The sequence below is a fragment of the Pseudomonas sp. MUP55 genome (assembly GCF_034043515.1).
In the GTDB taxonomy this organism is placed as follows: domain Bacteria; phylum Pseudomonadota; class Gammaproteobacteria; order Pseudomonadales; family Pseudomonadaceae; genus Aquipseudomonas.
In genome coordinates, this window is record NZ_CP138214.1 from 5,580,999 (window position 1) to 5,607,530 (window position 26,532).

A 26,532-nucleotide genomic window follows, 5' to 3' on the forward strand; every position below is an offset into this window, starting at 1 on the left:
CGTGACTGCACTGAACCCGCTGCACACACTTTGGCTGACCGAAACCGTGCGCCTGCGCGAAGAACACGCCGGCCCCCTGGAAGACCTCGAAGCCAATCGCCTGGCCCGTGCGGCCGGTGGCGACCTGCCAACACGCATCGCACAGCGTGCCCTGCACCTGGCCGAACGCGATGGCCTGACCGGCGCCCTCAGCCGCTGGCTGCAAGGCGCGCGCCTGGCCGTGGTGCTGCTGGCGATCGTCGCGGTGGTCAGCGGCGCCGGCCTGGCGTTTGCCGCGCTGGGCAATGGCCTGGCCCCGGTGAATGTGTTCTGGGCCCTGGGCAGTCTGCTCGGTCTGAACCTGATCCTGCTGCTCAGTTGGGCCCTGGGCCTGGTGTTTGCCGGCGAACACGGTGCCAGCCTCGGTCGACTGTGGCTGTGGCTCAGCGAAAAACTCGCGCGCGATGCCAAGGCCGCGCAGCTGGCACCGGCCCTGCTGCTGTTGCTGCAACGCCAGAAACTCAACCGCTGGGCCGTCGGTGTGCTGGTCCACAGCCTGTGGTTGCTGGCGTTGCTCAGCGCCCTGCTGGTTCTGCTGATGCTGCTCGCCACCCGGCGTTACGGCTTTGTGTGGGAAACCACCATCCTCGGTGCGGACACCTTCATCGCTGTCACCCAGGCCCTCGGCACCCTGCCCGCCCTGCTCGGTTTCAGTGTACCGACGGTGGAGATGATCCGCGCCAGCGGCGACTCCGCGCTGAATATCGAAAGCGCCCGCCAGGCCTGGGCTGCGTGGCTGGTGGGGGTGTTGCTGGTGTACGGCCTGCTGCCGCGGCTGATACTCGCGCTGCTGTGCCTGTGGCGCTGGAAACGCGGGCGCGCGGCCTTGCGCCTGGACCTCAACCTGCCCGGCTATGCCCAATTGCGCGAGCGCCTGATGCCGAGCAGCGAACGGTTGGGGGTCAACGATGCGGCGCCGGAACAATTGCACCAGGTGGCTGGCGGCATCAGTGAACTGCAAAGCGACGGCGCACTGCTGGTGGCCATCGAACTGGACGACCAGCGTCCTTGGCCACCCAAACTGCCCGGCACGGTCAAGGATGCCGGCATCCTCGACAGCCGCGAGTCGCGCAACAAACTGCTGGAGCAGCTCACGCGTTTTCCGCCCTCGCGCCTGGCCATTGCCTGCGACCCGCGGCGCTCGCCCGACCGTGGCAGCCTGGCGCTGATCGCCGAGCTGGCGCGCAGTGCGGCGGCGACGCGGGTGTGGCTGCTGCAAGCGCCGCCCGGCCAGGCGCTGGACGCCGAACGCCTGGGCGACTGGCACAGCGCGCTGCAGCAGCTTGAGCTGCCCTTCGCCGACTGTGCACTGTTGAACTGGCTGGAGAGCGGTCATGACTAAGCCCCTCAAGCTCGCCGTGGTCGGCCATACCAATGTGGGCAAGACCTCATTGCTGCGCACCCTGACCCGCGATGTCGGTTTTGGCGAAGTGTCCCATCGCCCCAGCACCACGCGGCATGTCGAAGGGGCGCGTTTGTCGGTGGACGGCGAAGCCTTGCTGGAGCTGTACGACACCCCCGGCCTGGAAGATGCCATCGCCCTGCTCGATTACCTGGAACGCCTGGACCGCCCCGGCGAACGCCTGGATGGCCCGGCACGCCTGACGCGCTTTCTGGAAGGCAGCGAGGCGCGCCAACGCTTCGAGCAGGAAGCCAAGGTGCTGCGCCAACTGCTGGCCTCGGATGCCGGCCTGTACGTGATCGATGCCCGCGAGCCGGTGCTGGCCAAGTACCGCGACGAGCTGCAAGTGCTGGCCAGCTGCGGCAAGCCCTTGCTGCCGGTGCTCAATTTCGTCAGCAGCAGCGACCACCGCGAACCCGACTGGCGCGAGGCCCTGGCTCGCCTCGGCCTGCATGCGCTGGTGCGTTTTGACAGCGTGGCGCCGCCGGAAGATGGCGAACGTCGCTTGTATGAAAGCCTGGCCCTGTTGCTGGAAAACGCGCGGCCGCAGCTGGAGCGGCTGATCCTCGATCAGCAAGCCCAACGCCAGGCCCGCCAGCAGAGCGCTGCGCGTTTGATCGCCGAACTGTTGATCGACTGTGCCGCCTGCCGACGCAGCGTGGTGACCGAGGATGAGCCACAGGCCATCAGCGACTTGCGCAAGGCCGTGCGCCAGCGCGAACAAAAGTGCGTGGAAGCCCTGCTCAGGCTGTTCGGCTTCCGCCCCCAGGACGCCGCCGCCAGCGATTTGCCGCTGCTGGACGGCCGCTGGGGCGACGACCTGTTCAACCCCGAAACCCTCAAGCAACTCGGGGTGCGCGTGGGTGGCGGGATCGCTGCGGGCGCGGCGGCCGGGGCCGGTGTCGACCTGCTGGTCGGCGGCCTGACCCTGGGCGCTGCCGCGCTGGCCGGCGCGATCGCCGGCGGTGCCCTGCAAACCGCGCGCAGCTATGGCAGCCGCCTGATGGGCAAGATCAAAGGTCAGCGCGAACTGACCGTGGACGACAGCGTGCTGCGCCTGCTCGCCCTGCGCCAACGCCAGTTGCTCAAGGCCTTGAACCTGCGCGGGCATGCGGCGATGCACAGCATCAAGGTCGACACGCCCCAGGACAAGACCTGGCGCGAAGGCAAACTGCCAGACGCGCTGAACAAGGCGCGTGCCTATCCGCAATGGTCGTCCCTCAACCCGCACCCCAAGTTGAGCCAAGCCGAGCGCCAGGAGCAAGTCGAGGCGCTGGCTCAGCGCCTGGACGACGCCTGATCGGCCAGTAGCTGCAGGGCCTTGGCCTTGAGCATTTCAAGGTCGAGCAACGACACGTGCAGGTCTTTGGCCTGCTCATCCCAGTGACGCAGGCGCAGGCTGATGTCACAAAGCGGGTGCTGCTCGAAGGCCTGCGCCTCCTGCGCGCTCATCACGCCCCCCTGGTACTCCAGCGTACGTCGGCTGGCCTCGCTCAACCGGGCGTAATAGTCCGGCTGGGCGAAGGTGAGGTAACGCTTGGCCTGCACGTGGTACTCCACCAACGTCGCCATGCGTTCGCCAAAGCCGGCACGACGCAGGTAATCGGCGCCCAGCCGCTCGTGACTGACCACGCCATAACCGCCCATGTTCGCTTCGCCCTGGCCACACAGGTGGCCGATATCGTGGAAAAACGCCGCCAACACCACTTCATCGTAAAAGCCTTCGGCCATCGCCTGCTGCGCGGCCTGGGACATGTGCTCGATCTGCGACACCGGCTCGCCGATGTAATCCGCCGTGCCATGCCGCTCGTACAGGCCGAACACCTCGGCCACCACCCGCTCGCGACTCATGACGCCGGCCCCCATAATGCCGTGATGTTTCCCTCGGCCATCGCCGGCCCCACGCTCATGCCCACGCCGGTGTGCATCAGCGCAATACTCATCCCCGCAGCCACCTGCACAAACGAAAACGGCCCGGGCCCACGTGAGCCATACACGCCCTGCCAACGCTCGACCACCTGGATCTGGCAGCTCAGGGTCTGCTCGGCCAGGTGGATCAGCCAGTCGTCGACCTGCTCGGCATTGAATGGCGAGGCATCGCTGCCGTAGTCGTGGGAGTCGCCGATGATCAAGTCGCCGTGGGGCGTAGGGCTGATCAGCAGGTGAATGCCGTGGGCATGCAGGTGCGGTGCTTCGCGCAGGATCTGCGCCTGTACCGGTGCGGCTTGCGGCAGGTCGGCAAACGCGCCGTAGTGCACGCAACTCAGACCCGTCAGCAACGCGTGTTGCAGGTTCAGCGCCCGTGCGGGCCGCGCACGCAGCATCTGCAGGCGGCAGATCTGCGGGTTGAGCGGGGCAATCGATTCGGCCAGCAGGGTCTGGTAGTCGTGTCCGGAGCAGACGAGGATCTGCTCAGCGCGAAAGCTGCCCGCCGTGCTGTGCAACCGGCCTGGTTCGACGTCGCGCACCAGGGTGGAAAAATGAAACTCCACGCCCAGATCCTGGGCCAGGTAATTGATCAGCGCCGGGATCGCTTCTCGCGAATACAGTTGCTGATCGTCCTTGCCATGCAGCGCGGCACGGTGATGGCGGAACTGGCCGCCGTACAGGTCGTTCAAGGCTGCGCCTTGCAGCAGCTCGACGTTGTAGCCGTGCTCGCGGGCACGCCCGGCGCAGAAGGCTTCGAGCAGGTGCTCTTCGGCTTCGGTACGGGCGAACAGGTAGGAGCCATTGCGCTTGAGCTCAAGGCCGGCGACCTGCGCCCAGTGCCCCCAGATATCGCGGCTTTGCCGTGCCAGGTCGAGCATCGGCCCCGGCGGTTGCCCGGTGACCAGCGCCTGGCCGAAGTTGCGCACCGAGGCGCCCAGCGGGGTGGCGCTGCGCTCGAAGACCTTGACCTTCAGCCCGCGCCTGGCGGCGGCGTAGGCGTGGGAGAGGCCGAGGATGCCCGCGCCGATGATCAGCAGATCGGTGTGGTGTGTCATTTGGTGATGTCCTGTTTTCGAGGCCTTATCGGGGCAAGCCCCCTCCCACATTTGACTGTGTTCGCTATCAAATTGTGGGAGGGGGCTTGCCCCCGATAAGGCCATCAGCACTAACGAAAAGCCTACTGACCCGCCACCTTCTCCGACTTGCCGTCATAGCGCTTGCGCCATTCAGTCAGGATGCTGTCGCGGTTCTTCGACGCCCAGGCAAAGTCGTTCTTGATCAGCCGTTGCTCATAATCGGCGGGCAATTCGGTCTGCGGCTTGGCAATCCCTGGCTGGGCCAGCACTGCGAAGTTGTCCTTGTACAGTTCTATCGCCGCCGGGCTGGCGGAGAAGTCCGCAAGTTTTCTGGCGGCATCAGCGTGGCTTGTGCCCTTGATCACCGCCGTGGCTTCGATGTCCCAGCCCAGGCCTTCCTTGGGCAGGATGATGTCCAGCGGAGCCCCTTGGCGCTTCAACTGTACGGCTGGATATTCAAACGAAATACCAATCGGAAACTCCCCGGACGCCGCCAGCTTGCACGGCTTGGAGCCGGAGTGAACGTACTGCCCGATGTTCTGGTGCAGGTCGTCCATGTACTGCCAGCCCTGTTTCTCGCCAAAGGTTTGCAACCAGGCGCTCACGTCCAGAAAGCCGGTGCCCGAGGACGCCGGGTTGGGCATGACGATCTTGCCTTTGTACTCGGGCTTGGTCAGGTCCTGCCAACTCACCGGTTTGCTCAGGCCCTGTTTCTCGGCTTCGACGGTGTTGAAGCAAATGGTCGCGGCCCACACGTCCATGCCGACCCAGGCCGGTGGGTTGGCGGCGTCGCGGTAGTTCTTGCCGATTTTGTCCAGGTCTTTCGGGGCATAGCTGTCGAGCATGCCTTGTTGATCGAGAATCGCCAGGCTGGAGGCGGCCAGGCCCCACACCACATCGGCCTGCGGGCGGTCTTTTTCGGCCAGCAGCTTGGCGGTGATGATGCCGGTAGAGTCGCGCACCCACTTGATTTCGACGTCCGGGTTGGCCTGCTCGAAGGCCTTTTTGTAGGTTTTCAATTGCTCGGCTTCGAGGGCCGTGTACACAGTCAGTTCGGTTTTGGCGAAGGCATTCAGGCTGAATGCAGTGAGTACGGCAGCGACCAGCGCCAGTGGCTTGAACATCGAATACCTCCTTTGAAGAGTCATTGCCCGGGCGCGGTCTGGCGCCAGGCTTGGGAGCGGCGCAAGGCGCCACGTGAAGCCCACGCCAGCAACAGCGAGACGCTGCCTGAGGTGAACAGAATCAGGGTCGACATGGCCGCCGCGCCGCCCACATTGCCGGCGTCGTCCATGTTCAACACGGCGACGGCGGCGAGGATGGTGTCGGGGCTGTAGAGGAAGATCGCGGCGGAGACGGTGGTCATGGCCGACATGAACAGGTACCGCAGGATGTCCAGCAGCGCGGGCAGGCAGATCGGCACCGTCACTTTCAAATAATGGCGGTAGAGCGGCGCCTTGAGAGACAACGCGGCGGCTTCGAACTCGACGTCCAGCTGGCGCAGCGCGGTGGTGGCGGTCATTTGCGCAGTGGTCAAATAATGCGCAATGGTGCACACCACCAATAGCGCCATGCTGCCGTAGAACACGTGCAGCGGGTTGCCGCTGAGGTTGAAAAAGAACACGTAGCCCAGGCCCAACACCAGGCCCGGTACGGCCATCGGCACAAAACTGAGCAGGCGCAGGGCCAGGTTCAGGCCCTGTTGACCCCTGGTTTTCTCCATCAGGTAGGCGCCGGTGAAGATCAGCACACTGCCAATAAGCGCCGTGCACAGCGCCAGGGTCAGGCTGTTGCGGTAGGCCAGCCAGCCGCCGCCGGCGGTGTCTTCGAACTGGTAGTGGCTCAACGACAGCGACAGGTTGTAGGGCCAGAATTTGACCAGCGAGGAGTACACCGCCATGCCGAACACCAACAGCAGTGCCGCGCAGATCAGCAGCACGACCGCCAGGTAGCAGCCGTCCCTTGAACGCGACGGCAGCGGCTGGAACACCTGGGCGCGACCGCTCATGGCATCACCCTGACGGCGCCGCAACCATGCATCCACGCCAAAGCTGAACAGCGCCGGCAACAGCAGCACCATGCCGATCAAGGCGCCACGGCCGAACTGTTGCTGGCCGACCACCGCCTTGTAGGCCTCCAGGGCCAGCACCTGATAGTCCCCACCGACCACCACGGGCACGCCGAAGTCGGTGATGGTCAGGGTAAACACCAGGCAAAACGCGGCGAACACCGCCTGGCGCGTGGCCGGCCAGGTGATGCTGCGAAACGCCCGGGCGGGGCTGGCGCCCATGCTGGAGGCGGCGTCGAACAAGCGCGCATCCGCCAGCGACAAGGCAGACAGCAGAATCATCAAGGCATGTGGGAAGGTGTAAATCACTTCGCCCAGCACAATGCCCCAGAAGCCGTAGATATTGTCCGAGAGCAGGCCGCGCAACAGCCCCTGGTTGCCGAACAGGTACACCAGCGCGATGCCCGGCAACATCGAAGGTGCCATCAACGGCAGCAGCGACACGCCGCGCCAGATCACCTTGCCCGCAATCAAAGTGCGCTGCAGCGCGTATGCAAACAGGTAGGCCAGCGGTACGACGATGACCGCAACGCTCAAGGAAACTTTCAGGCTGTTGCCCAGCAACCAGTGGAAGTTGGCACTGGTCAGCAGTTCCCGTGCGGCTACCAGGCCGCCGCCCTGCCCGGCTTCGCTGCTGAAGCCGCGCCAGAAAATCGCCAGCAGCGGCAGCAGCACCGCCACGACCAACAGGCCCAGCCAGAGTACTTTGCCGCCGACCACGAACAGGCGGTCGCCCATTTCAGCTCGGGAGGGAGTGCGCGGTAGCGTCAATGCGCTGTCCACCGCCATCTCAGGCAAACACCTGCAAGCTGCGCGGCGGCAAAGCCACCAGAATGTCCTGGGCGCCCAGGCGCGGCATGGCTTCCGGTGCCAGCTCGGCCAGCAGCGGGTGGCCCGGCAACTGTTCCAGCTCGAAACTCATGCGGCAGCGGTTGCCCAGAAAGGTGATCTCGCGGACTTTGGCCGGGAACAGGTTTTCCTCATGCACCGGCGGGTTCACGCTGATCGCTTCCGGGCGGCAGAACAGGCGACCGGAGGTGGCTTGGCCGGCGTCGTCAGCCAGGCGCAGGTTCATGCCGCCGACCTGGGCATGGCTGGCGCTGTTACGGCTGAACGGCAGCCAGTTGCCCTGGCCGACGAACTCGGCCACGAACGGTGTGGCCGGGCGATCATAGATTTCCTGCGGCGTGGCGTACTGCTCCACCTTGCCGTTGTTCATCACCGCGATGCGGTCGGCCATCAACATGGCCTCGTCCTGGTTGTGGGTGACCATCAGCGTGGTGATGCCCAGGCGGCGTTGGAGGTGGCGCAACTCGGTACACAGGTGCTCGCGAACCCGCGCGTCGAGGGCCGACATGGGTTCATCGAGCAGCAATAACGACGGCGCAGGCGCCAGGGCCCGCGCCAGGGCGACACGTTGTTGCTGGCCACCGGAGAGTTGGCCGGGGTATTTCTTTTCGCTGCCGAGCAGGCCCACCAGTTCGAGCATTTGCCCGACGCGCGTGCGCACTTCATCACGACCGCAGCCGGTGAGGCCGTAGCCGATGTTCGCTTCAACGGTCAGGTTGGGAAACAGCGCGTAGGACTGGAACAAAATGCCGTAGTCCCGCGCCTGGGGTGGCAGCGTGGAAACATCGCGCTCACCCAGGTAAAGCTCGCCGCTGTCCTGGCGCTCAAGGCCGGCGATGCAGCGCAGCAAGGTGGTCTTGCCGCAACCGGACGGGCCCAGCAGACACACCAGTTCGCCGGCGGCGACGTCCAGGGACACGTTGTCCAACGCGGTAAAGGCGCCGAAGCGTTTCTGGATACCGCGCACCTTCATCGGCGCGCCGGGCTGGGTCAGGGCTGTGTTCATGCTAGGCACCTCATCGAACGGATGAAGGCCATGCTAGGGAGGGAATGCGTCGCGGATGTGGCAGGAAGGCAAAAGGAGGTGATAGTAGTATTGGTATTTTTTGTAGGAGCGAGCTTGCTCGCGAAGAACTTGAGAACAACGCGGGCTGCCTGATAGCGCTGCGTTATCGTTGGAGTTTTTCGCGAGCAAGCTCGCTCCTACAACGGTGACATTTCCTGAGCCAGGCCAAGGAAAGCCGCCGGCAAGCGTGCGGCTTTTCGCTCCTTGAGGCAGTACAGGTACTCGGGAATCTGCGGCGCGTTCTCCAGGGTCAGCACCCGCAATTGCGGATCATGGGGCACCTCCTGGCGCGCAATGATGCTGATGCCGATATTGCGCAGCACCGCCTCGCGGATCGACTCGCGACTGCCAATCTCCAGCAGCGGCCCATAACTGACGCCCGCGCCCTGCAGCATCTCTTCCGTCAGCCGGCGGGTGGTGGAGCCCGCTTCACGCATCAACAGCGTGTGCCCGGCCAGCGCCGTCAACGGCACATGGTCGAGCTTGGCCAGCGGATGGTTGCGATGCACCGCCAGCACCAAAGGGTCAGTGCCCAGTACGCGGCGGACCAGACGGGCGTCTTCCAGCAATTGCGACGAGGCGGCGACGTCGACGCGGTAGTCGTCCAGCGCTTCGAGCACCTGCTGGGAATTGCCGATTTCCACCGACACCTCCACCTGCGGCAGGCGTTCGCGAAAGGCTTTGACCAGATCCAGAATGTAATAAGGCGCGGTGGCGGCAATCCGCAAGGCGCCCTGGACCTGCCCGTTGTTGCGCAGGAAAAACTCGATATCCGCTTCCTGCTGCAACAGCGCCTTGACCATCGGCAACAGCCGCGCGCCTTCATCGCTGACAGTCAGACGGCGACCGCCACGGTAGAACAGTTCAACGCCGTATTGGCTTTCCAGGTTGCGGATCTGGGTGGTGACCGTAGGCTGGCTCAGGCCGAGTTTCTTCGCCGCCTGGGTAATGCTGCCCAGGCGAGCAACCATGAAAAACGCCTTCAGCTCAGCACTCAGCACGCCACCCTCTCATCGTCTATTTGCGCAACAGGCGCAGGCCATTGAACACCACCAGCAGGCTGACGCCCATGTCGGCGAACACCGCCATCCACATGGTCGCCATGCCAAGGAAGGTGACCGCCAGGAAGATGGCCTTGATCACCAGCGCCAGGGCGATGTTCTGCTTGAGGATACTCGACGTTTGCCTGGAGAGCCGAATGAATGCCGGAATCTTGCGCAGGTCATCGTCCATCAGCGCCACGTCGGCGGTTTCGATGGCGGTGTCGGTGCCTGCCGCGGCCATGGCAAAACCGATTTCGGCGCGAGCCAGGGCCGGGGCGTCATTGATGCCGTCGCCGACCATGCCAACGCGATGGCCTTGGCCGTAGAGCGCCTCAATGGCTTGCAGTTTATCGGTGGGCAGCAAGTCACCCTGGGCCTGGTCGATACCGACCTGAGCGGCAATCGCCTGGGCGGTGTGGGTGTTGTCGCCGGTAAGCATCAGAGTCTTGATGCCCAGGTCGTGCAGTTGCTGGATGGCTTCGCGACTGCTGTCCTTGACGGTGTCGGCCACCGCGAACAGTGCCAGCGGACCCGACTTGTCCAGCAGCAACACCACCGACTTGCCCTGTTTTTCCAGGGCGAAGAGTTTTTCTTCCAGCGCAGGCGAGCACAGCCCGAGGTCTTCCACCAGACGGTGGTTGCCCAGGTGGTAGGTTTCGCCGTTTATTTCACCGCGCACACCACGACCGGCCAACGCCGCGAAGTTATCCACAACGTGGGGCGGCAGGTTTTTATCCGCCGCCGCGTTGGCGATTGCCAGGGAAACCGGGTGGTCGGAGCGGCCCGCCAAACTCGCCGCCAGGGCCGGCGCGCTGTCCTGCACGGTGGCGAACAGAGGCAAGTAGTCGGTTTGCACCGGCTTGCCGTGGGTGATGGTGCCGGTCTTGTCCAGGGCGAGGTAGTCCAGCTTGTAACCGCCCTCCAGGTACACGCCGCCCTTGATCAGAATGCCTTTGCGCGCCGCCGCCGCGAGGCCGCTGACAATGGTCACCGGGGTGGAAATCACCAGGGCGCACGGGCAGGCCACCACCAGCAACACCAGGGCGCGATAGATCCAGTCGAACCAGACCCCCGCCATGAACAACGGCGGTATAAGCGCCACGCCCAGGGCAAACAGAAACACAGCGGGCGTGTAGACCTTGGAGAAGCTGTCGACAAAACGCTGGGTCGGTGCCCGGGCGCCCTGGGCCTGTTCTACCGCATGAATGATCCGCGCCAGGGTGGAATTGTCGGCCGCTGCGGTCACCTTGTATTCCAGGGAACCGGCCTGATTGATCGTACCGGCGAAGACTTTATCGCCCACGGTCTTTTCGATGGGCAGGCTTTCACCGGTGATCGGCGCCTGGTCGATGGTGGATTGCCCGGCGGTGACTTCGCCGTCCAGGCCGATGCGCTCGCCGGGCTTTACCCGCACGATGGCGTCAAGATCAATGCTTTTGACTTCCTGTTCCAACCAGGAGCCATCGGCCTGCCGCACCGTGGCCTGTTCCGGGGTCATTTGCATCAGGCCGCTGATGGCATTGCGCGCCCGGTCCAGGGACTTGGCCTCGATCAGCTCAGCCACGGTAAACAGGAACATCACCATCGCCGCTTCCGGCCATTGGCCAATCAGCACGGCGCCAGTCACCGCGATGCTCATCAGCGCGTTGATGTTCAGGTTCAGGTTTTTCAGGGCAATCCAGCCCTTTTTGTAGGTGGTGAGGCCACCGCTGAGGATCGACACCAGCGCCACCAGGGCAATCACCCAGGTCGGTGCCACGCCGCTGAAATGCAGGACTTCGGCGCCCAACGCACCCACGCCCGACACGGCCAGCGGCCACCAATGCTTCTTGGCGGGGGGCGCGGCGGCAGGGGCGCCTTCTTCGATGGGGTCGGCCTGCATGCCGATGGATTTGATCGCCTCGATGATCGGCGCCGTGCTCGGCAAGTCATGGGTGACGCCGAGGATGCGGTTGATCAGGTTGAATTCCAGCTGCTGCACACCGGCGAGCTTGCCCAGCTTGTTCTGGATCAGCGTCTGTTCGGTGGGGCAATCCATCGCTTCGATGCGAAAGGTGCTCAGGCGCGAACCGGCGGTGGGGGCCTCGCTCAGCTTTACCGTTGCCGGCGCCGGGGTGCCGGAGCAGCAGGCGCCGCCGTGGTCATGCACCGGTTTGAGCTTGTGCTCGCCGTGATCGTGGTCGTGCTTATGCGGGGTGTGGAGGGAATCGCTCATGGTGTCGCGTCCGAAGAAGTGCCTGTTGCCAAGTAAAGACCCTGTAGCCACTATAGGGTCAAGCACCCATTTGGAGATTGCTGCGATGAAGATCGGCGAACTGGCCAAACTGACCGACTGCCCCGTGGAAACCATCCGCTATTACGAGAAGGAAGGCCTGCTGCCACCCCCGGCGCGCACCGATGGCAACTACCGGGTGTACACCCAGGCGCACACCGAGCGGCTGATCTTTATCCGCAACTGCCGCAGCCTGGACATGACCCTGGAAGAAATCCGCAGCCTGCTCAGCCTGCGTGACAGCCCCCAGGACCAATGCGAAAGCGTGAATGCGTTGATCGACGAGCATATCCACCACGTGAAAGCGCGCATCGATGGGCTGCTGGAGTTGCAGGCGCAATTGCTGGACTTGCGCCAGCGCTGTGGCGGTGGGGAGCAGTGCGGGATCTTGCAGCGGCTGGAAGTCAGCGGAAGTGTGCAGGCCAGCGAGGCGCAGCCCTCACACGTAGGCAGAAGCCACGGGCATTAGACTCAAGTAAACGCGGACCCAATGTGGGAGGGGGCTTGCCCCCGATAGCGGTGGATCAGCCAGCATTTCCATGACTGACACACCGTAATCGGGGGGGCAAGCCCCCTCCCACATTTCTTGGCTCAGGGAAGCCTGTCAGATCGCAACGTCGGCCTTGATGCTTGGGTCTGCGTCGTAGCCCACGATTTCGAAGTCTTCGAACTTGTAGTCGTAAATCGACGCCGGCTTGCGCTTGATCACCAGCTCCGGCAGCTTCTTCGGCGTGCGCGCCAGCTGGGTCTGGATCTGTTCCATGTGATTGCTGTAGGCGTGGGTGTCGCCGGTGGTGACGATGATCTCGTGAGGGATCAGGTCGCACTGCTGCGCCAGCATATGGGTGAGCAACGCCAGGGCGGCGGTGTTGTAGGGCAGGCCGAGGAACACATCGGAGCTGCGGATGTATAGCTGCATCGACAGATGGCCATCGTGCACGAAGGCCTGATACAGCAGGTGGCACGGTGGCAAGGCCTGCTTGCCGTTGCGCGCGTTTTCCTGGGGGCTCTTGGTCTCGTCCGGCAGGTATTCGACGTTCCAGCCGTGGAACAGGATGCGGCGGCTGTTGGGGTTGGTCTTCAACGTCTCGACCATGTAGTCGATCTGGTTGATCTTGCCGCCGTCCTTGGTCGGCCAGGCGGTCCACTGTTCGCCGTACACCGGGCCCAGGTCGCCGTCTTCGGTGGCCCATTCATCCCAGATGCGCACGCCATTTTCGTTGAGCCACTTGATGTTGGTGTTGCCGCTCAACATCCAGATCAGCTCGTTGGCGATGCTTTTGAAATGCAGCTTCTTGGTGGTCAGCAGCGGGAAGCCGTCGGCCAGGTTATGCCGATACTGGCGGGCGAACACGGCCTTGGTGCCGGTGCCGGTACGATCGCCCTTGGTCAGGCCATTGGTCACGACGTCGTGCAGGAGTTCGAGGTATTGCTTCATGTGATTACCCGTATCGTTGAAGCCAAGACCTCCTGGTCTTGGCATTCGAATTTAAAGCGTGGCGTTCTTCAGCGGTTGCGGACGGTTATATGCCCACCACAACAGGCCCAGGCCCGCCAGGATCATCGGGATGCTGAGGACCTGCCCCATGGTCAGCCAGCCCCACGCCAGGTAGCCCAACTGCGCATCCGGCACCCGCACGAACTCGACGATGAAGCGGAAGATCCCGTAGAACAGCGCGAACATCCCGGACACCGCCATGGTCGGCCGTGGTTTGCGCGAGAACAGATAAAGGATGAGGAACAATGCCACACCTTCCAGGGCGAACTGGTACAGCTGCGACGGATGGCGCGGCAGCTGCGCCGGGTCGCTGAACGGCGGGAACACCATGGCCCACGGCACGTCGGTGGGCTTGCCCCACAATTCGGCGTTGATGAAGTTACCGATGCGCCCGGCGCCCAGGCCGATGGGCACGAACGGGGCGACGAAGTCCATCAACTGGAAGAACGACTTGCCGTTGCGCCGGCCGAACCACCAGGCGGCGATCATCACGCCGACAAAGCCGCCGTGGAACGCCATGCCGCCCTTCCACACCTCGAAGATCAGCGTCGGGTTGGCGATATACGCCGGCAGATCGTAAAACAGCACATACCCCAGGCGCCCGCCGACGATCACCCCCATCGACATCCAGAACACCATGTCGGAGAGCTTCTCCTTGGTCCAGGTCGGGTCGAAACGGTTCAGGCGCCGGGAAGCCAGCAGCCAGGCACCGCCGATGCCGATCAGGTACATCAACCCGTACCAATGGATTTTCAGCGGACCGATGGCCAGGGCCACCGGGTCGATCTGCGGGTAAGGCAGCATTGCGACTCCTCGTTAAACATTTAGTCATGACGCACCGGACCATGCCGATGCGCGATTAAGCCTGCGTTACAGCTGCGAGATCAAATTAAGAAGTTCACATACACACCAAACAGCCCGGCATGTTAACGGATGGAAGGTGCGCGGCCCAACTTCGTTGCGATGGAACGCCTGCGGTTCTATGGGTAGAGTGAGGAAAACACACAAGGGATCACCCGATGTGCCTGATTGTTTTCGCCTGGCGGCCGGGCCATGCCCAATCGCTGATCGTCGCGGCCAACCGCGATGAGTTCTACGCCCGGCCCAGCCTGCCGCTGGCTCAGTGGCCGGATGCACCGCAGGTCTACGCGGGCCGCGATCAGGAAGCGGGCGGCACCTGGCTTGGGGTGAACGCCGATGGACGCTTTGCCGCGCTGACCAACATCCGCGACCCGCACCAGCCACCGTCACGCAAATCCCGTGGCGAGCTGGTGGCGCGTTTTCTCAGTGGTTCGCTGCCGATTGACGAGTACTTGGCGGACGTTAACGGACGTTCGATTGAATATGCCGGGTTTAACCTGTTAGTGGGCACGCCGGATCAGCTCTGGCATTACAACGCCAATGAGACCGAGCCGACGCGATTGAAGCCGGGGGTCTATGGCTTGTCCAATGCCGGGCTGGATACGCCGTGGCCCAAGTTGGTCAAGGCCAGGACGGCGCTGAGCGAGATGCTGCACGATCCGCAGCCAGAGGCCTTGCTGGGGATTTTGAGCGATGCGCAGACCGCACCGTTCGCTGAACTGCCGGACACTGGCGTCGGCCTGGCGACGGAGAGTTTGCTGTCGAGTGTGTTTATCGCCAGCCCCAGTTACGGAACACGGGCGAGCACGGCGCTGATCGTGAATGCCGACGGCACGCGGCGGATGGTGGAGCGCAGTTTCGGCCCTCAGGGTGGCCGCTTGGGCGAGGTTGAACTCAATCTCTAAACACAACGAAAATCAAATGTGGGAGGGGGCAAGCCCCCGATTTCGGTGTATCAGTACCAGATAATCTGACTGACACACTGCTATCGGGGGCAAGCCCCCTCCCACATTTTTGATCAGTGCATGTTTCTAAAGTTTTTTGGCGGAAGCCGGGTTGATCATCCGCGTCAGCCCCAGGTTCTTCAACGCCAATTGCAGCGAGCTGTGGATAACTTGCGGGTTGTCGATGGTCATCAGTTCGGCCAGCAGATCCTTGGCCATGCTCAATTCAACCTGGCGCAGCATCCACTTCACTTTAGGCAGGTTGGTGGCGTTCATCGACAGGCTGTCAAAGCCCATCGCCATCAACAGCACCGCTGCCGCCGGGTCCCCGGCCATTTCACCGCAGATACTCACCGGCTTGCCCTCGGCATGGGCGTCGCGCACCACGTGCTGCAGCGCTTGCAGCACCGCCGGGTGCAGGTAGTCGTAAAGGTCGGCCACCCGTGGGTTGTTGCGGTCCACGGCCAGCAGGTATTGGGTCAGGTCGTTGGAGCCTACCGACAGGAAGTCCACCTGGCGCGCCAGTTCCTTGGCCTGGTACACCGCCGCCGGGATTTCGATCATCACGCCAATCGGCGGCATCGGCACGTCGGCGCCTTCGTCGCGCACTTCGCCCCAGGCACGGTGGATCAAGTGCAGGGCTTCTTCCAGCTCATGGGTGCCGGAGATCATCGGCAGCAGGATGCGCAGGTTGTTCAGGCCTTCGCTGGCCTTGAGCATGGCGCGGGTCTGCACCAGGAAAATTTCTGGATGGTCGAGGGTGACACGAATGCCGCGCCAGCCGAGGAAGGGGTTGTCTTCCTTGATCGGGAAATACGACAGTGACTTGTCGCCGCCGATATCCAGGCTGCGCATGGTCACCGGCAACGGGTGGAAGGCCTGCAGTTGCTCGCGATAAATCGCCAGCTGCTCCTTCTCACTCGGGAAACGCTGGTTGATCATGAACGGCACTTCGGTGCGGTACAGCCCTACCCCTTCGGCGCCGCGCTGTTGCGCACGGGCCACATCGGCCAGCAGGCCGGTGTTCACCAGCAACGGCACGCGGTGACCATCGAGGGTTACGCACGGCAGTTCGCGCAACGAGTCGAGGCCCAGCGCCAGTTGCTTCTCTTCCTCAACCACTTCGGCGTACTGCTTGCGCAGTAACTCGCTGGGGTTGGTAAAGACTTCGCCGCGATGGCCATCGACAATCATGTCGATGCCGTCCACCTTGGAATACGGCAGGTCCACCAGGCCCATCACCGTCGGAATGCCCATGGCCCGAGCCAGGATCGCCACGTGGGAGTTACCCGAACCCAATACCGAGACCAGGCCCACCAACTTGCCCTCAGGCACTTCGCCGAGCATGGTGGCGGTCAGTTCTTCGCTGATCAGGATGGTGTTGTCGGGGTAGACCAGGTTGGTGCTGCGGTCTTCCTGCAGGTAGGCCAGCAGACGGCGACCGAGGTCACGCACATCCGAGGCACGCTCGCGCAGGTAGGCGTCGTCCATCATCTCGAAACGGTTGACGTGATCGGTGACCACCTGGCGCAGCGCGCCCTGGGCCCACTGGCCGGTCTTGATCACGGTTTTGACTTCGTTACCGAGGGACGCGTCGTCCAGCATCATCTGGTAGACGTCGAACAGCGCACGCTCTTCGGGGCGCAACTGGGTGGCCAGCTTGGTCGACAGGTTGCGCATGTCGGCGCGCACGCCTTCCAGGGCGGTCTTGAACAGTTTGATTTCAGCGTCGATGTCATCGACGCTCTTGTCCGGCACCACATCGAGGTCGGCCGGTGGCAGCATGACCACGGCGGTACCGACGGCGGCACCCGGCGAACCCGGCACGCCGACGAACTTGGCTTCCTGGATGCCCTTGCCCTGGCGGCCCAGGCCGCGAATCGAACCCGTGGCTTCGGCGTGGGCGATAACCCCGGCGAGCTGCGCGCTCATGGTCACCAGGAAGGCTTCTTCGCCTTCGTCGAACTGGCGGCGCTCTTTCTGCTGGATGACCAATACGCCGACGACGCGGCGGTGGTGAATGATCGGTGCGCCGAGAAACGAGGCGTAACGCTCTTCGCCGGTTTCGGCAAAGTAGCGATAACGCGGGTGATCGGCCGCGTTTTCAAGGTTCAGGGGTTCTTCACGCGTCCCCACCAGGCCCACCAGACCTTCATTGGGCGCCATGCTGACCTTGCCGATGGAGCGCTTGTTCAAGCCCTCGGTGGCCATCAGCACAAAACGGTTGGTCTCGGGGTCCAGCAGGTAAACCGAGCAGACCTGGCTGCCCATGGCTTCCTTGACGCGCAACACAATAATCCCCAACGCCGCCTTGAGATCCTTGGCGGAGTTAACTTCCTGGACGATCTTGCGCAGCGTATTGAGCATGGCTCGGGGTCGAACTCCGTCGTCAGTCGCGCGCTAAAAGGCGCGGGGCAAGCTCTTTGAGAGCGCGACGATAAACCTCGCGCTTGAATGTCACCACCTGGCCCAACGGATACCAATAACTGACCCAGCGCCAGCCATCGAACTCCGGTTTACCGGTCAAATCCATCCGCACCCGCTGCTCGTTGGAGATCAGGCGCAGGAGAAACCATTTCTGCTTCTGGCCGATACACAGCGGTTGGCTGTGGGTTCGCACCAGGCGTTGCGGCAAACGATAGCGCAACCAGCCACGGGTACAGGCCAGAATTTGCACATCTTCGCGCTCAAGGCCGACTTCTTCGTTCAACTCACGGTACAAGGCGTCTTCAGGGGTTTCGTCGGGGTTGATCCCACCTTGAGGAAACTGCCAGGCATCTTGGTTGATTCGGCGAGCCCATAGCACCTGTCCGGCATCATTCGTAAGAATGATCCCGACATTAGGACGGAAACCATCGGGGTCGATCACGGCAACAACCTCGCAAACGCATGTCGCCGCATTGTTCCACAAAGCTTCATCCAGCGGCAACGAGGCTTCTTACCTTATGTGCACTCTTGTGAAAAGACCGTATTCTGGACGCCTTTTTACAGACTTTTCAGCGAGTAACTGCAATGCGCCTGGCTTTATTCGACTTGGACAACACCCTCCTCGGCGGTGACAGCGATCACGCCTGGGGCGATTACCTGTGTGAACGCGGGATTCTCGACCCGATCGCCTACAAGGCGCGCAACGACGAGTTCTACCAGGACTACCTGGCCGGCAAGCTGGACAACGCTGCGTACCTGAACTTCAGCCTGGAAATCCTCGGCCGTACCGAGATGGCTCAACTGGAGGAGTGGCACAACGACTTCATGCGCGACTGCATCGACCCGTTAATGCTGCCCCTGGCTGCCCAATTGCTGGCCAAGCACCGCGCCGCCGGCGACAAGCTGGTGATCATCACCGCCACTAACCGTTTCGTCACCGCGCCGATTGCCGCACGCCTGGGCGTCGAAACCCTGATCGCCACCGAATGCGAGATGGAAAATGGCCGCTATACCGGGCGCAGCACCGATGTGCCGTGCTTCCGTGAAGGCAAGGTGACGCGGCTGAAGCGCTGGCTGGAAGAGACTGGGCATAGCCTGGAAGACAGCTACTTTTATAGCGACTCGATGAATGACTTGCCGCTGCTGGAGCAGGTGACTCACCCGGTGGCGGTGGATCCGGACCCGAATCTGCGGGCTGAAGCCGAGAAGCGTGGCTGGCCGGTGATTACGCTGCGCGGCTGATAAAGCTATCGGGGGCAAGCCCCCTCCCACACTTGAATATATTCACGCATCAAAATGTGGGAGGGGGCTTGCCCCCGATGCAGCCGACGCAGACTCAAGCCTTACATAGGCTTGGCCACCATCAGATAGAAAATCGCCATAAACGCCAGAAACGCCGGCCAGCCCAGGCCAAACCACCAGCGCATATAGGTGGCGGCCTTGAGCGGCATCGCCGTGCCTTCGCGCAACGCCTGCTCCGCCATCTTGTGCACACGAATCTGCAACCACACCACCGGCAGCCAGCAGACGCCCGCCAGCACATACAAGCCGAACGTCCATTGCAGCCAACTCTGCTGCAACGACCAACCCGCCAAGTGCATCAAGCCGAGCCCGCTCAGTGGCTGGAAGACTGCCGTGGTGGCGGTAAACACCCAGTCGGCGAAGACCAGGTGCTTGAACGTCACGGCGATCACTTCCACTCTGCCGCTGCGCCAGGCGCGCAAGGCGTAGTAAGCCGAGCCGGCGCCCAGCCCGAACAGGATGGTCGATGAAAGAATATGCAGGGTTTTCAGCAGCAGGTAAGCGCTCATCGGCGAAGCTCATTCCCAGTGGGTTCAGTCCAAAGAAGCCATAACGTAGCCACCATCAGCACCAGGTTCTTGGCGACGGCGGCGTAGGGGTCAAACCAGTAGTGGGGCAGAACGAAGCTGATGACTACGGTGTAGCCGGCCATCAACAACAGTTGCAGTATCAGGGTTTGGCGCCGCCAGCGCCTGACCAGCAGCCCGACACCCAACAGGCCATCGCACAGCGCCCCGCCGATCACCGCCAGCGTCGCCCAGGCGCCGTGCACGCCGGCCTGCGCCAGGATGCGCAAGCCCCATTCGAATCCCGGCCCCAGGCACACCGCCGCGGTGCCCAGCCAAATCAGCACCAGCACCGCCAGCATCAGTGGGCGGATCGAGCGCTGGCTGCTGACGGCCGCTGTGGGCCAGCCCTGCAGACGCGAGGCCAGCGGCGCAGCCGAATAACCGCAGACCGACGCCAGCACGTCGGGGTCGGCCAGGTTGTCACGTTGCGCCAGGGCGATGCTCTGCTTGTTCAGTGCGCGCCAACCCAGGCGCTCACCGACCCAGCCGCTCAGGCTCAGCAAGGGGGCCTGGATATATCGACCCGGCGCCCAGCCCTGGGCCGCGCGCAAGTGATCGATGACCTGGCTCAGCCGCATCGGTTCAGGCCCCACCACGGGAACGACCATCGACTCGACGGGCCACGTGCGCAGCAGCGCCAGCACGGCACCGACCAGGTCATCGATATGCACCGGTTGCAGTTGGGCCTTGAGGTCCAGCAAAGGGATCAGCGGCCAGGGCGAAAGCCCGGCGAGCCAGGTACTGCTGGCGCCGCCCTCACCGACCACCAGGGAAGGTCGCAGCACCACTGCGCTGACGCCCAGGCTCAGCAGATAGTCGTCAGCCGCGCCTTTGCTGGCGAGAAAGGGCACATCGGCCTGCGCTGAAGCGCCAAGGGCGGAAACCTGCAGGACCCGGCCCCCGCGCCGGGCGGCCAGGTCAAACAGCGCGCAAGTGCCTTGGTCCTGCACCCGGCTCAACTCGGCCGCGTCCACGCTCAGCAGGCCAGCTGCATTGATCAGTAAATCAACCGATGGAGGAAAGTCGAACGCTTGCGGGTCTGCCGCCAGCCGGTTCAAATCCAGCGAGCGCCATTCCACGCCCGGCCAGTCCTGACCTCGAGGTTCACGACACGTGGCCACCACTCGGTGCCCCGCCTGCTGCAAAGCCAGCAACAGGTGACGCCCCACAAACCCGGTGGCGCCGACCAGAAGAATGTTCATGAAGCTCCTTTTTAAACGGGTTTAGCTCCCATCAACCCAGCAATCGCGACAAACCCCACCAGGCTGACCACCGCCAGCACCAGGGTGAAATTCACGCTACCGCCCTCGCCCTTGCGCAGCCGATTGAGCCGCGCCACCAGCCAGAACCAGGCCAACGCCGCGACGGTGTAGAGAATACTGGAGCCCAGAATCCAGGTCTGCCCCAGCGGCCAGCCCACCAGGTGCACCATCCACCAACCGGTAAACGGCATGCTCACCAGGCAAACCCCCATCAGCAGCCAAACGAATGCCCACGGGCGTTGCACGGTTACCGCAGGGCCGGTGCTGCGCTTGCGCCAGGCCAGTACCGCCAGGCCGAGGCCGCTGAGCAGCAGCAACACCGTGGCGATGACGTGGATGACTTTGAGGGTGGTCAGCGTTTCCATGATTTCGATTCCTTGAAGGCCGCTCAGTCAGCGTAGTCGCTCAACCGAGGAACAACTGGTAGGCCGGGTTTTCGCTTTCATCCCAATACGGGTAGCCGATCTCGGCCAGCGCAGCCGGAACCAGGTGGCGCTCGTCCGCCGGCACTTGCAGGCCAGCGACCACACGACCGTCGGCTGCACCGTGGTTGCGGTAGTGGAACATCGAGATATTCCAGCGCCCGCCCAGCTTGTTGAGGAAGTTGAACAGTGCCCCCGGCCGCTCCGGGAATTCAAATCGAAACACCAGCTCGTCGCTGACCTTGGCCGCATGCCCACCCACCATATGGCGGATGTGCAACTTGGCCAGTTCGTTTTCGGTCAGGTCCAGCACCGGGAAGCCTTGGTCGGTGAGGCTGGCGATCAACGCACTGCGCGGGTCGTTTTCCGGGTGGGTCTGCACACCGACGAAAATGTGCGCTTCGCTGCCGGTGTGATAGCGGTAGTTGAACTCGGTGATCTGGCGCTTGCCCACCGCCTCGCAGAACGCCTTGAAGCTGCCCGGCTTCTCGGGAATGGTCACGGCGATGATGGCTTCGCGGCCCTCGCCCAGCTCGGCACGTTCGGCCACGTGGCGCAGGCGGTCGAAGTTGACGTTGGCGCCGGAGTCGATGGCCACGAAGGTCTGGCCGCTGACGCCACGGGTCTCGACGTACTTCTTGATCCCGGCCACGCCCAATGCGCCGGCCGGCTCGGTGATCGAGCGCGTGTCGTCGTAGATATCCTTGATCGCCGCACAGATTTCATCGGTGCTGACGGTGATCACTTCGTCCACATAGTCCTTGCAGATCTCGAAGGTGTAATGGCCGATCTGCGCCACCGCCACGCCATCGGCGAAGATGCCGACGGTTGGCAGCACCACGCGCTCACCCGCCGCCATCGCGGCCTGCAGGCAGTTGGAGTCGTCCGGCTCGACGCCGATGATCTTGGTCTCCGGGCGCAGGTATTTCACATACGCTGCAATACCGGCGATCAGCCCGCCGCCGCCCACCGGTACGAAGATCGCGTCCAGGGGCCCAGGGTGCTGGCGCAGAATCTCCATCGCCACAGTGCCCTGCCCGGCAATGGTGTGCGGATCATCGTAGGGGTGAATGTAGACGTAGCCTTTTTCATCGACCAGCTTCAGCGAGTAGGCCAGGGCTTCCGGGAAGGAATCACCGTGCAGCACCACTTTGCCGCCACGCGAACGCACGCCTTCGACCTTGATCTCCGGGGTGGTCTTGGGCATCACGATCGTTGCCTTGACCCCCAGCACCTTGGCCGCCAGGGCCAGGCCCTGGGCATGGTTGCCCGCCGAGGCGGTGACCACGCCACGCGCGCGTTCCTCGGCGCTGAGCTGGGTCAGCTTGTTGTAGGCGCCGCGAATCTTGAACGAGAACACGGGCTGCAAGTCTTCGCGCTTGAGCCAAATCTGGTTGCCCAGCCGCTCGGAAAGCTGGCGGGCAGTCTGCAGGGGTGTCTCTACGGCGATGTCGTAAACGCGCGAGGTGAGGATCTTTTTGACGTAGTGTTCAAGCATCGGCAGGCATCTACTTCAGGGGCTGGGCAGGACCAAGGAGTCTAACCCGGCTTTTGGCCGGGAGACCACACGAATCCCAAGGTTTGTTGGGGTATACTCGCCGCCCTCGATAACTCCCCGCCCGTTCCGGAGCCCGCATGACCCAGGATCAACTCAAACAGGCAGTGGCCCAGGCCGCTGTCGATTTAATCCTTCCCAAACTCGACGACAAGAGCGTCGTCGGCGTCGGCACCGGCTCCACCGCCAACTGCTTCATCGATGCACTGGCCCTGCACAAGGGCGCGTTCGATGGCGCGGTAGCCAGCTCCGAAGCGACCGCCGCACGCCTTAAAGGCCATGGCATTCCGGTGTACGAGCTCAACACCGTGAGCGACCTGGAGTTCTACATCGACGGCGCGGACGAAAGCGACGAGCACCTGAACCTGATCAAGGGCGGCGGCGCAGCCCTGACCCGCGAGAAGATCGTCGCGGCCGTGGCCAAGACCTTCATCTGCATTGCCGACGCCAGCAAGCTGGTGCCCGTGCTCGGTGCGTTCCCGCTGCCGGTGGAAGTGATCCCGATGGCCCGCAGCCACGTGGCCCGCGAGCTGGTGAAACTGGGCGGCGACCCGGTGTACCGCGAAGGCGTGTTGACCGATAACGGCAACATCATCCTGGATGTGTACAACATGCAGATCACCAACCCGGTGGAACTGGAAACCCGGATCAACGCCATCGTCGGCGTGGTCACCAACGGGCTGTTCGCCGCGCGTCCAGCGGACGTGTTGCTGTTGGGCACCTCGGAAGGCGTAAAAACCCTCAAAGCTTAACAACACCGCAATTCAAATGTGGGAGGGGGCTTGCCCCCGATGGCGGAGTGTCAGCCACACATCAGTTGGCTGACCCACTGCTATCGGGGGCAAGCCCCCTCCCACATTGACCGCACTCGACTCTGAATTCGTGTAACAAAAGCGCTACTTTTCGCAGCACTCCTCGCCAAAACCGTGCGCTCTGTCACGGCCCGCCTGGTATCCAATCCGTTACAAATTACAACCAGGCGACCCACGCGTTTAACAATGCGCCAATTCGCAGCCGCCCACGGAATGAGGCGCGCATTGTGCAAAGCGTGTGGGCTTGCACCAACCATCACCTCAAGGAAGACCTTGTGATAAAGCCCCTAGCCTTCGCGATCAGCGTCGCCGGCACTTTGCTGTCCACGCACCTTCAGGCCTACGACTTCGGCCAGCACGCCAATACCACCCTGGAAAAACTGATCAACGACTACCCCGGCCGTTATCGCGGCACCGCCAATTTCGCCGGGGCAGCCGACTGGATGCAGAGCCAGATGGGCACTGCCTACAGCATCAGTCGCCAAAACTTCACCTGGAACAACGGCAGTCGCGCCTCGCAAAACGTGGTGGCCTACGCCGCCGGGACTAAACCGCAGTACGTGGTGATCGGCGCACACTTCGACACCTACTTCGGCCGCCCTGCCCTGCAAGGCCTGGACGACAACGGTTCCGGCGCCAGCGTGCTCACCGAGGTGGCGAAGAACCTGGGCGGGTTGCAACTGGAAAATGGCCTTCAAGTGGTCGGCTTCGGTGCGGAGGAAGAGGGCTTGCGCGGTTCCAAGGCCTTCGTCGACGCCCTGAGCGCAAGCCAGCGCGCCAATATGCTTGCGATGATCAACCTCGACAGCCTGATCACCGGCGACATGATGTATGCCCACGCCGGCCAGAACAGTGCAACCAACCCCAGCCTGGCGGCGTTGCGCGAGCACACCTTCCAGATTGCGCGGGAACTGAATATCCCGCTGTTCACCAACCCCGGCCTGGACCCGCAGTACCCCAAGGGCACCGGTTGCTGCAGCGATGGCGAACCGTTCGAACCGCTGAACATTCCGATCCTGTACATCGAGGCCACCAATTGGGAGCTGGGCGACCTGGACGGTTACACCCAGACCAACAACCCGAAAATCCCCGGCGGCTCGACCTGGCACGACCCGAACGAAGACAACAAAGCCGTGCTCACCGATGCCTTCGGCCAGGCGCGCATCGACCAGCGCCTGCGCGACTATTCGCGCCTGCTCAGCCGCCTGGTGCTGGAGCTGACCAACGCCGACTTGATGGCCTCGACCGCCTCGGGCGGCGCGGTCGCGCGCAACATGCAGGACAACCTGCAGCGCCAGCACCAGGCCAATGTGCGCCTGCACGACCGCCGCTGGCTGACCTTGCAGTCGGCCAGCCGCGACGTGGGCAGCTTCGATGGCGAGATCGGCGTGGATGGCGAATACAACCCGGACAGCGGCTTCGACCGCGCGCCCAGCCCAGAGGCTCGGCAGCTGGGCCTGCATGCGCTGGGCGACTACCAGCTCAGTTCAGCCCTTAACATCGGCGCCAGCCTGAGCTACCGCAACGGCCGCGACGCGTTGGAGCACCGCGGCAAGCTCGACAGCGACACCTGGCAGGCCGCCGCCTACGCCCTGCTCAATGACGGTGGCCCGAGCTGGCTGGCCGGCGACCTGAGCGTCGGCCATACGCGCTTTGATTCCAAACGCAACCTGCTGATCCAGGCCAACGGCGGGCCGGTGCTGCTCGACCAGCAACTGACCGGCAAGACGGACGCCTTGTCCTTGGGCGCACGGGTGCTGGGCGGCTATGACTTCGATTTCGGCGCCCTCCAGAGCGGACCCTTTGCCGGGCTGGATTACAGCCACTACCGCATCGATCAGTTCCACGAAAAGCAAAACCTGCGCACCGCGCTGGACTACGAAGAACAGTCGTTCGATTCCCTGGAAGCCAGCCTGGGCTGGCGCGTGCGTGGTGCGCTCGCCCTGCCTTACGGCCTGAGCCTGATGCCTTACGGAACTATCGCGTGGGTCAAGGAACTGGCCGATGGGCGTCTGGACGACCTGCAACTGACCGCCCGCGCCGATGGCCAGGCCCGCACCGCCAAACTGGGCTCAGTCGACAAAAGTTTTGGCCGCGCGCAGCTCGGCAGCCAACTGGCGATTACCCCGCAACTGGGGGTGTACGCCGAGGTCAACGGTCGGCTCGGCCATGCCCAGGGCAGCCAGACCGGCTATTCGCTGGGCGTGCAGTGGATGTTTTGATCAGGGCTTCTTGAACACGTAGAACAGGTTTGGCTCACTGACGAGGTACAAAGTGCCCTCGTCATCCATGGCGATCCCTTCGGCCTGGGGCACACGTTTTTTCAGGCCATGGCGCCCGTTGAGCAGCGAAAGACTGCTCAACGGGCGACCGTCGATATCCAGTTCCAGCACCAGAAACGACTCATCCGACAGTGCCAGCAAATGGCCGCTGCGCTCGTCGTATTGCAGGCTCGACAGGTCGCGTACAAACAACCCGGCATCGCGCTTGGGGTTGTTGATCACGTGCACCGAGTAGGTTTTTTCCGCTTTGAAATGGGGGAAGCCGTGGACCTCATAAATCACCATCGGGTCGCGTTCCTTGGCGACAAACAGGCGCTTGCCCACCGAGTCATAAGCCAGGCCTTCGAAGCCCTTGTTGCTGCCGATGTGCACGCCCAGGGTCATCTGCTCTGCATCGGCGGCGTCGAGAAACTGCGTGTCGTCGTCCACGTGCACTTTGATCAGCCGCTGTTGGCGCTCGTCGCTGATGACGTAAATGTTATCGCTGATGAACTCAACCGCCTCGGCATCGCCAAAACCCACCAGCGGAATGCGCCGCAGAATCTTGCCTTGCAGGGACAGCTCGACCAGCTCGGCGTTTTTGTTGGTGACGGTAAACAGGCTTTTGCGCACCGGATCGAAAGTCAGGGCCGACACATCGTCGTCCAGCCCCTCGATCACCTGACCTTCCAGGACGACGCGGTAATCGGCCAGGCCTATGCCGCGTTCAGCCGCCGGCTGGTGCCACACCTGCCAGTTGAACCAGGCGCGTTCGAACAGACGGAACTGCTGCGCAACGATCACGGCAGCAACCAGCGCCATGCAAAGCAGGATTAAAAAAGCAGGTTTGGGACGGGCAAGTCGACGCATCGTGG

General features: G+C 63.2%; 23 protein-coding genes. 7 read left to right on the top strand and 16 right to left on the bottom strand.

Features of this window, described 5'->3' with window-relative positions; translation table 11 throughout:
• Position 1: 1 nt before the first annotated feature.
• Complete coding sequence (locus SC318_RS25265; RefSeq protein WP_320428880.1) at positions 2 to 1,381, top strand: DUF2868 domain-containing protein; 1,380 nt, start codon at positions 2 to 4, stop codon at positions 1,379 to 1,381.
• Positions 1,374 to 2,741 carry a DUF3482 domain-containing protein gene (locus SC318_RS25270; protein ID WP_320428881.1) on the top strand — a complete coding sequence of 456 codons (1,368 nt, stop codon included), beginning with the start codon at positions 1,374 to 1,376 and terminating at the stop codon, positions 2,739 to 2,741. The genes SC318_RS25265 and SC318_RS25270 overlap by 8 nt, the downstream gene beginning before the upstream one ends.
• Here SC318_RS25270 and SC318_RS25275 read toward each other — a convergent pair.
• The 7 genes from SC318_RS25275 to SC318_RS25305 form a co-directional block, all read right to left on the bottom strand.
• Positions 2,720 to 3,292, bottom strand: a complete 573-nt coding sequence (locus tag SC318_RS25275; protein ID WP_320428882.1) for a phosphonate degradation HD-domain oxygenase — start codon at positions 3,290 to 3,292, stop codon at positions 2,720 to 2,722. The two genes, SC318_RS25270 and SC318_RS25275, sit on opposite strands and share 22 nt — an antisense overlap.
• A complete protein-coding gene (locus tag SC318_RS25280; protein WP_320428883.1) occupies positions 3,289 to 4,425 on the bottom strand; it encodes a TIGR03364 family FAD-dependent oxidoreductase in 1,137 nt (378 codons plus the stop codon). The genes SC318_RS25275 and SC318_RS25280 overlap by 4 nt, the downstream gene beginning before the upstream one ends.
• A gap of 122 nt (positions 4,426 to 4,547) precedes the next feature.
• The gene (locus tag SC318_RS25285; RefSeq protein ID WP_320428884.1) at positions 4,548 to 5,570 is read right to left on the bottom strand and encodes a putative 2-aminoethylphosphonate ABC transporter substrate-binding protein; all 1,023 of its coding nucleotides are present in this window, start codon (positions 5,568 to 5,570) and stop codon (positions 4,548 to 4,550) included.
• Positions 5,571 to 5,590: 20 nt separating this feature from the next.
• Positions 5,591 to 7,303 (bottom strand): putative 2-aminoethylphosphonate ABC transporter permease subunit, encoded by a 1,713-nt coding sequence (locus SC318_RS25290; protein WP_320428885.1) that lies wholly within the window; start codon positions 7,301 to 7,303, stop codon positions 5,591 to 5,593.
• A gap of 1 nt (position 7,304) precedes the next feature.
• Positions 7,305 to 8,369 (bottom strand): putative 2-aminoethylphosphonate ABC transporter ATP-binding protein, encoded by a 1,065-nt coding sequence (locus SC318_RS25295; protein WP_320428886.1) that lies wholly within the window; start codon positions 8,367 to 8,369, stop codon positions 7,305 to 7,307.
• A 197-nt stretch (positions 8,370 to 8,566) separates the two neighbouring features.
• Entirely contained in the window at positions 8,567 to 9,430 is an 864-nt protein-coding gene (locus SC318_RS25300) for a LysR family transcriptional regulator (protein ID WP_306490761.1), read from the bottom strand.
• Positions 9,431 to 9,446: 16 nt separating this feature from the next.
• A complete protein-coding gene (locus SC318_RS25305) occupies positions 9,447 to 11,687 on the bottom strand; it encodes a heavy metal translocating P-type ATPase (RefSeq protein ID WP_320428887.1) in 2,241 nt (746 codons plus the stop codon).
• A gap of 85 nt (positions 11,688 to 11,772) precedes the next feature.
• Here SC318_RS25305 and cadR point away from each other — a divergent pair, with 85 nt between their 5' ends.
• Positions 11,773 to 12,213, top strand: coding sequence for a Cd(II)/Pb(II)-responsive transcriptional regulator (gene cadR, locus SC318_RS25310; protein ID WP_320428888.1), 441 nt, complete (start codon positions 11,773 to 11,775; stop codon positions 12,211 to 12,213).
• 135 nt (positions 12,214 to 12,348) lie between these two features.
• On the opposite strand, the gene SC318_RS25315 is transcribed toward cadR, so the two are convergent.
• Together SC318_RS25315 and lgt are read right to left on the bottom strand one after the other, a co-directional pair.
• Positions 12,349 to 13,182, bottom strand: coding sequence for a thymidylate synthase (locus SC318_RS25315; protein ID WP_124364845.1), 834 nt, complete (start codon positions 13,180 to 13,182; stop codon positions 12,349 to 12,351).
• A gap of 51 nt (positions 13,183 to 13,233) precedes the next feature.
• Entirely contained in the window at positions 13,234 to 14,046 is an 813-nt protein-coding gene (gene lgt / locus SC318_RS25320; protein WP_306490764.1) for a prolipoprotein diacylglyceryl transferase, read from the bottom strand.
• A gap of 215 nt (positions 14,047 to 14,261) precedes the next feature.
• Here lgt and SC318_RS25325 point away from each other — a divergent pair, with 215 nt between their 5' ends.
• Positions 14,262 to 15,008 carry an NRDE family protein gene (locus SC318_RS25325; RefSeq protein WP_320428889.1) on the top strand — a complete coding sequence of 249 codons (747 nt, stop codon included), beginning with the start codon at positions 14,262 to 14,264 and terminating at the stop codon, positions 15,006 to 15,008.
• 126 nt (positions 15,009 to 15,134) lie between these two features.
• Here the strand turns inward: SC318_RS25325 and ptsP are convergent, their stop codons facing one another.
• Complete coding sequence (gene ptsP, locus SC318_RS25330; protein WP_320428890.1) at positions 15,135 to 17,414, bottom strand: phosphoenolpyruvate--protein phosphotransferase; 2,280 nt, start codon at positions 17,412 to 17,414, stop codon at positions 15,135 to 15,137.
• 22 nt (positions 17,415 to 17,436) lie between these two features.
• A complete protein-coding gene (locus SC318_RS25335; protein WP_003176750.1) occupies positions 17,437 to 17,916 on the bottom strand; it encodes an RNA pyrophosphohydrolase in 480 nt (159 codons plus the stop codon).
• Between the two features lie 143 nt (positions 17,917 to 18,059).
• Between SC318_RS25335 and SC318_RS25340 the strand changes: the two genes are divergently transcribed.
• On the top strand, positions 18,060 to 18,716 hold the full coding sequence (locus SC318_RS25340; RefSeq protein WP_320428891.1) for a histidinol-phosphatase: 657 nt from the start codon (positions 18,060 to 18,062) through the stop codon (positions 18,714 to 18,716).
• 101 nt (positions 18,717 to 18,817) lie between these two features.
• On the opposite strand, the gene SC318_RS25345 is transcribed toward SC318_RS25340, so the two are convergent.
• Genes SC318_RS25345 through ilvA form a run of 4 tightly spaced genes read right to left on the bottom strand, consistent with a single transcriptional unit; the run spans position 18,818 to position 22,527 of the window.
• Positions 18,818 to 19,285, bottom strand: a complete 468-nt coding sequence (locus SC318_RS25345) for a DUF2269 family protein (RefSeq protein WP_320428892.1) — start codon at positions 19,283 to 19,285, stop codon at positions 18,818 to 18,820.
• Positions 19,282 to 20,547 carry an SDR family oxidoreductase gene (locus tag SC318_RS25350; protein WP_320428893.1) on the bottom strand — a complete coding sequence of 422 codons (1,266 nt, stop codon included), beginning with the start codon at positions 20,545 to 20,547 and terminating at the stop codon, positions 19,282 to 19,284. Before SC318_RS25350 ends, SC318_RS25345 begins: the two co-directional genes overlap by 4 nt.
• Before the next feature lie 11 nt (positions 20,548 to 20,558).
• Positions 20,559 to 20,972 carry a DUF2269 family protein gene (locus SC318_RS25355; RefSeq protein WP_306490767.1) on the bottom strand — a complete coding sequence of 138 codons (414 nt, stop codon included), beginning with the start codon at positions 20,970 to 20,972 and terminating at the stop codon, positions 20,559 to 20,561.
• 40 nt (positions 20,973 to 21,012) lie between these two features.
• Positions 21,013 to 22,527: a threonine ammonia-lyase, biosynthetic gene (ilvA, locus tag SC318_RS25360; protein WP_320428894.1), complete on the bottom strand. Its 1,515-nt coding sequence runs from the start codon at positions 22,525 to 22,527 to the stop codon at positions 21,013 to 21,015.
• 137 nt (positions 22,528 to 22,664) lie between these two features.
• Here ilvA and rpiA point away from each other — a divergent pair, with 137 nt between their 5' ends.
• Both rpiA and SC318_RS25370 read left to right on the top strand, forming a co-directional pair.
• Positions 22,665 to 23,336 carry a ribose-5-phosphate isomerase RpiA gene (rpiA, locus tag SC318_RS25365; protein WP_320428895.1) on the top strand — a complete coding sequence of 224 codons (672 nt, stop codon included), beginning with the start codon at positions 22,665 to 22,667 and terminating at the stop codon, positions 23,334 to 23,336.
• 335 nt (positions 23,337 to 23,671) lie between these two features.
• Positions 23,672 to 25,618 (top strand): autotransporter domain-containing protein, encoded by a 1,947-nt coding sequence (locus tag SC318_RS25370; RefSeq protein ID WP_320428896.1) that lies wholly within the window; start codon positions 23,672 to 23,674, stop codon positions 25,616 to 25,618.
• Here the strand turns inward: SC318_RS25370 and SC318_RS25375 are convergent, their stop codons facing one another.
• On the bottom strand, positions 25,619 to 26,527 hold the full coding sequence (locus SC318_RS25375) for an SdiA-regulated domain-containing protein (RefSeq protein ID WP_320428897.1): 909 nt from the start codon (positions 26,525 to 26,527) through the stop codon (positions 25,619 to 25,621).
• Positions 26,528 to 26,532 lie beyond the last annotated feature (5 nt).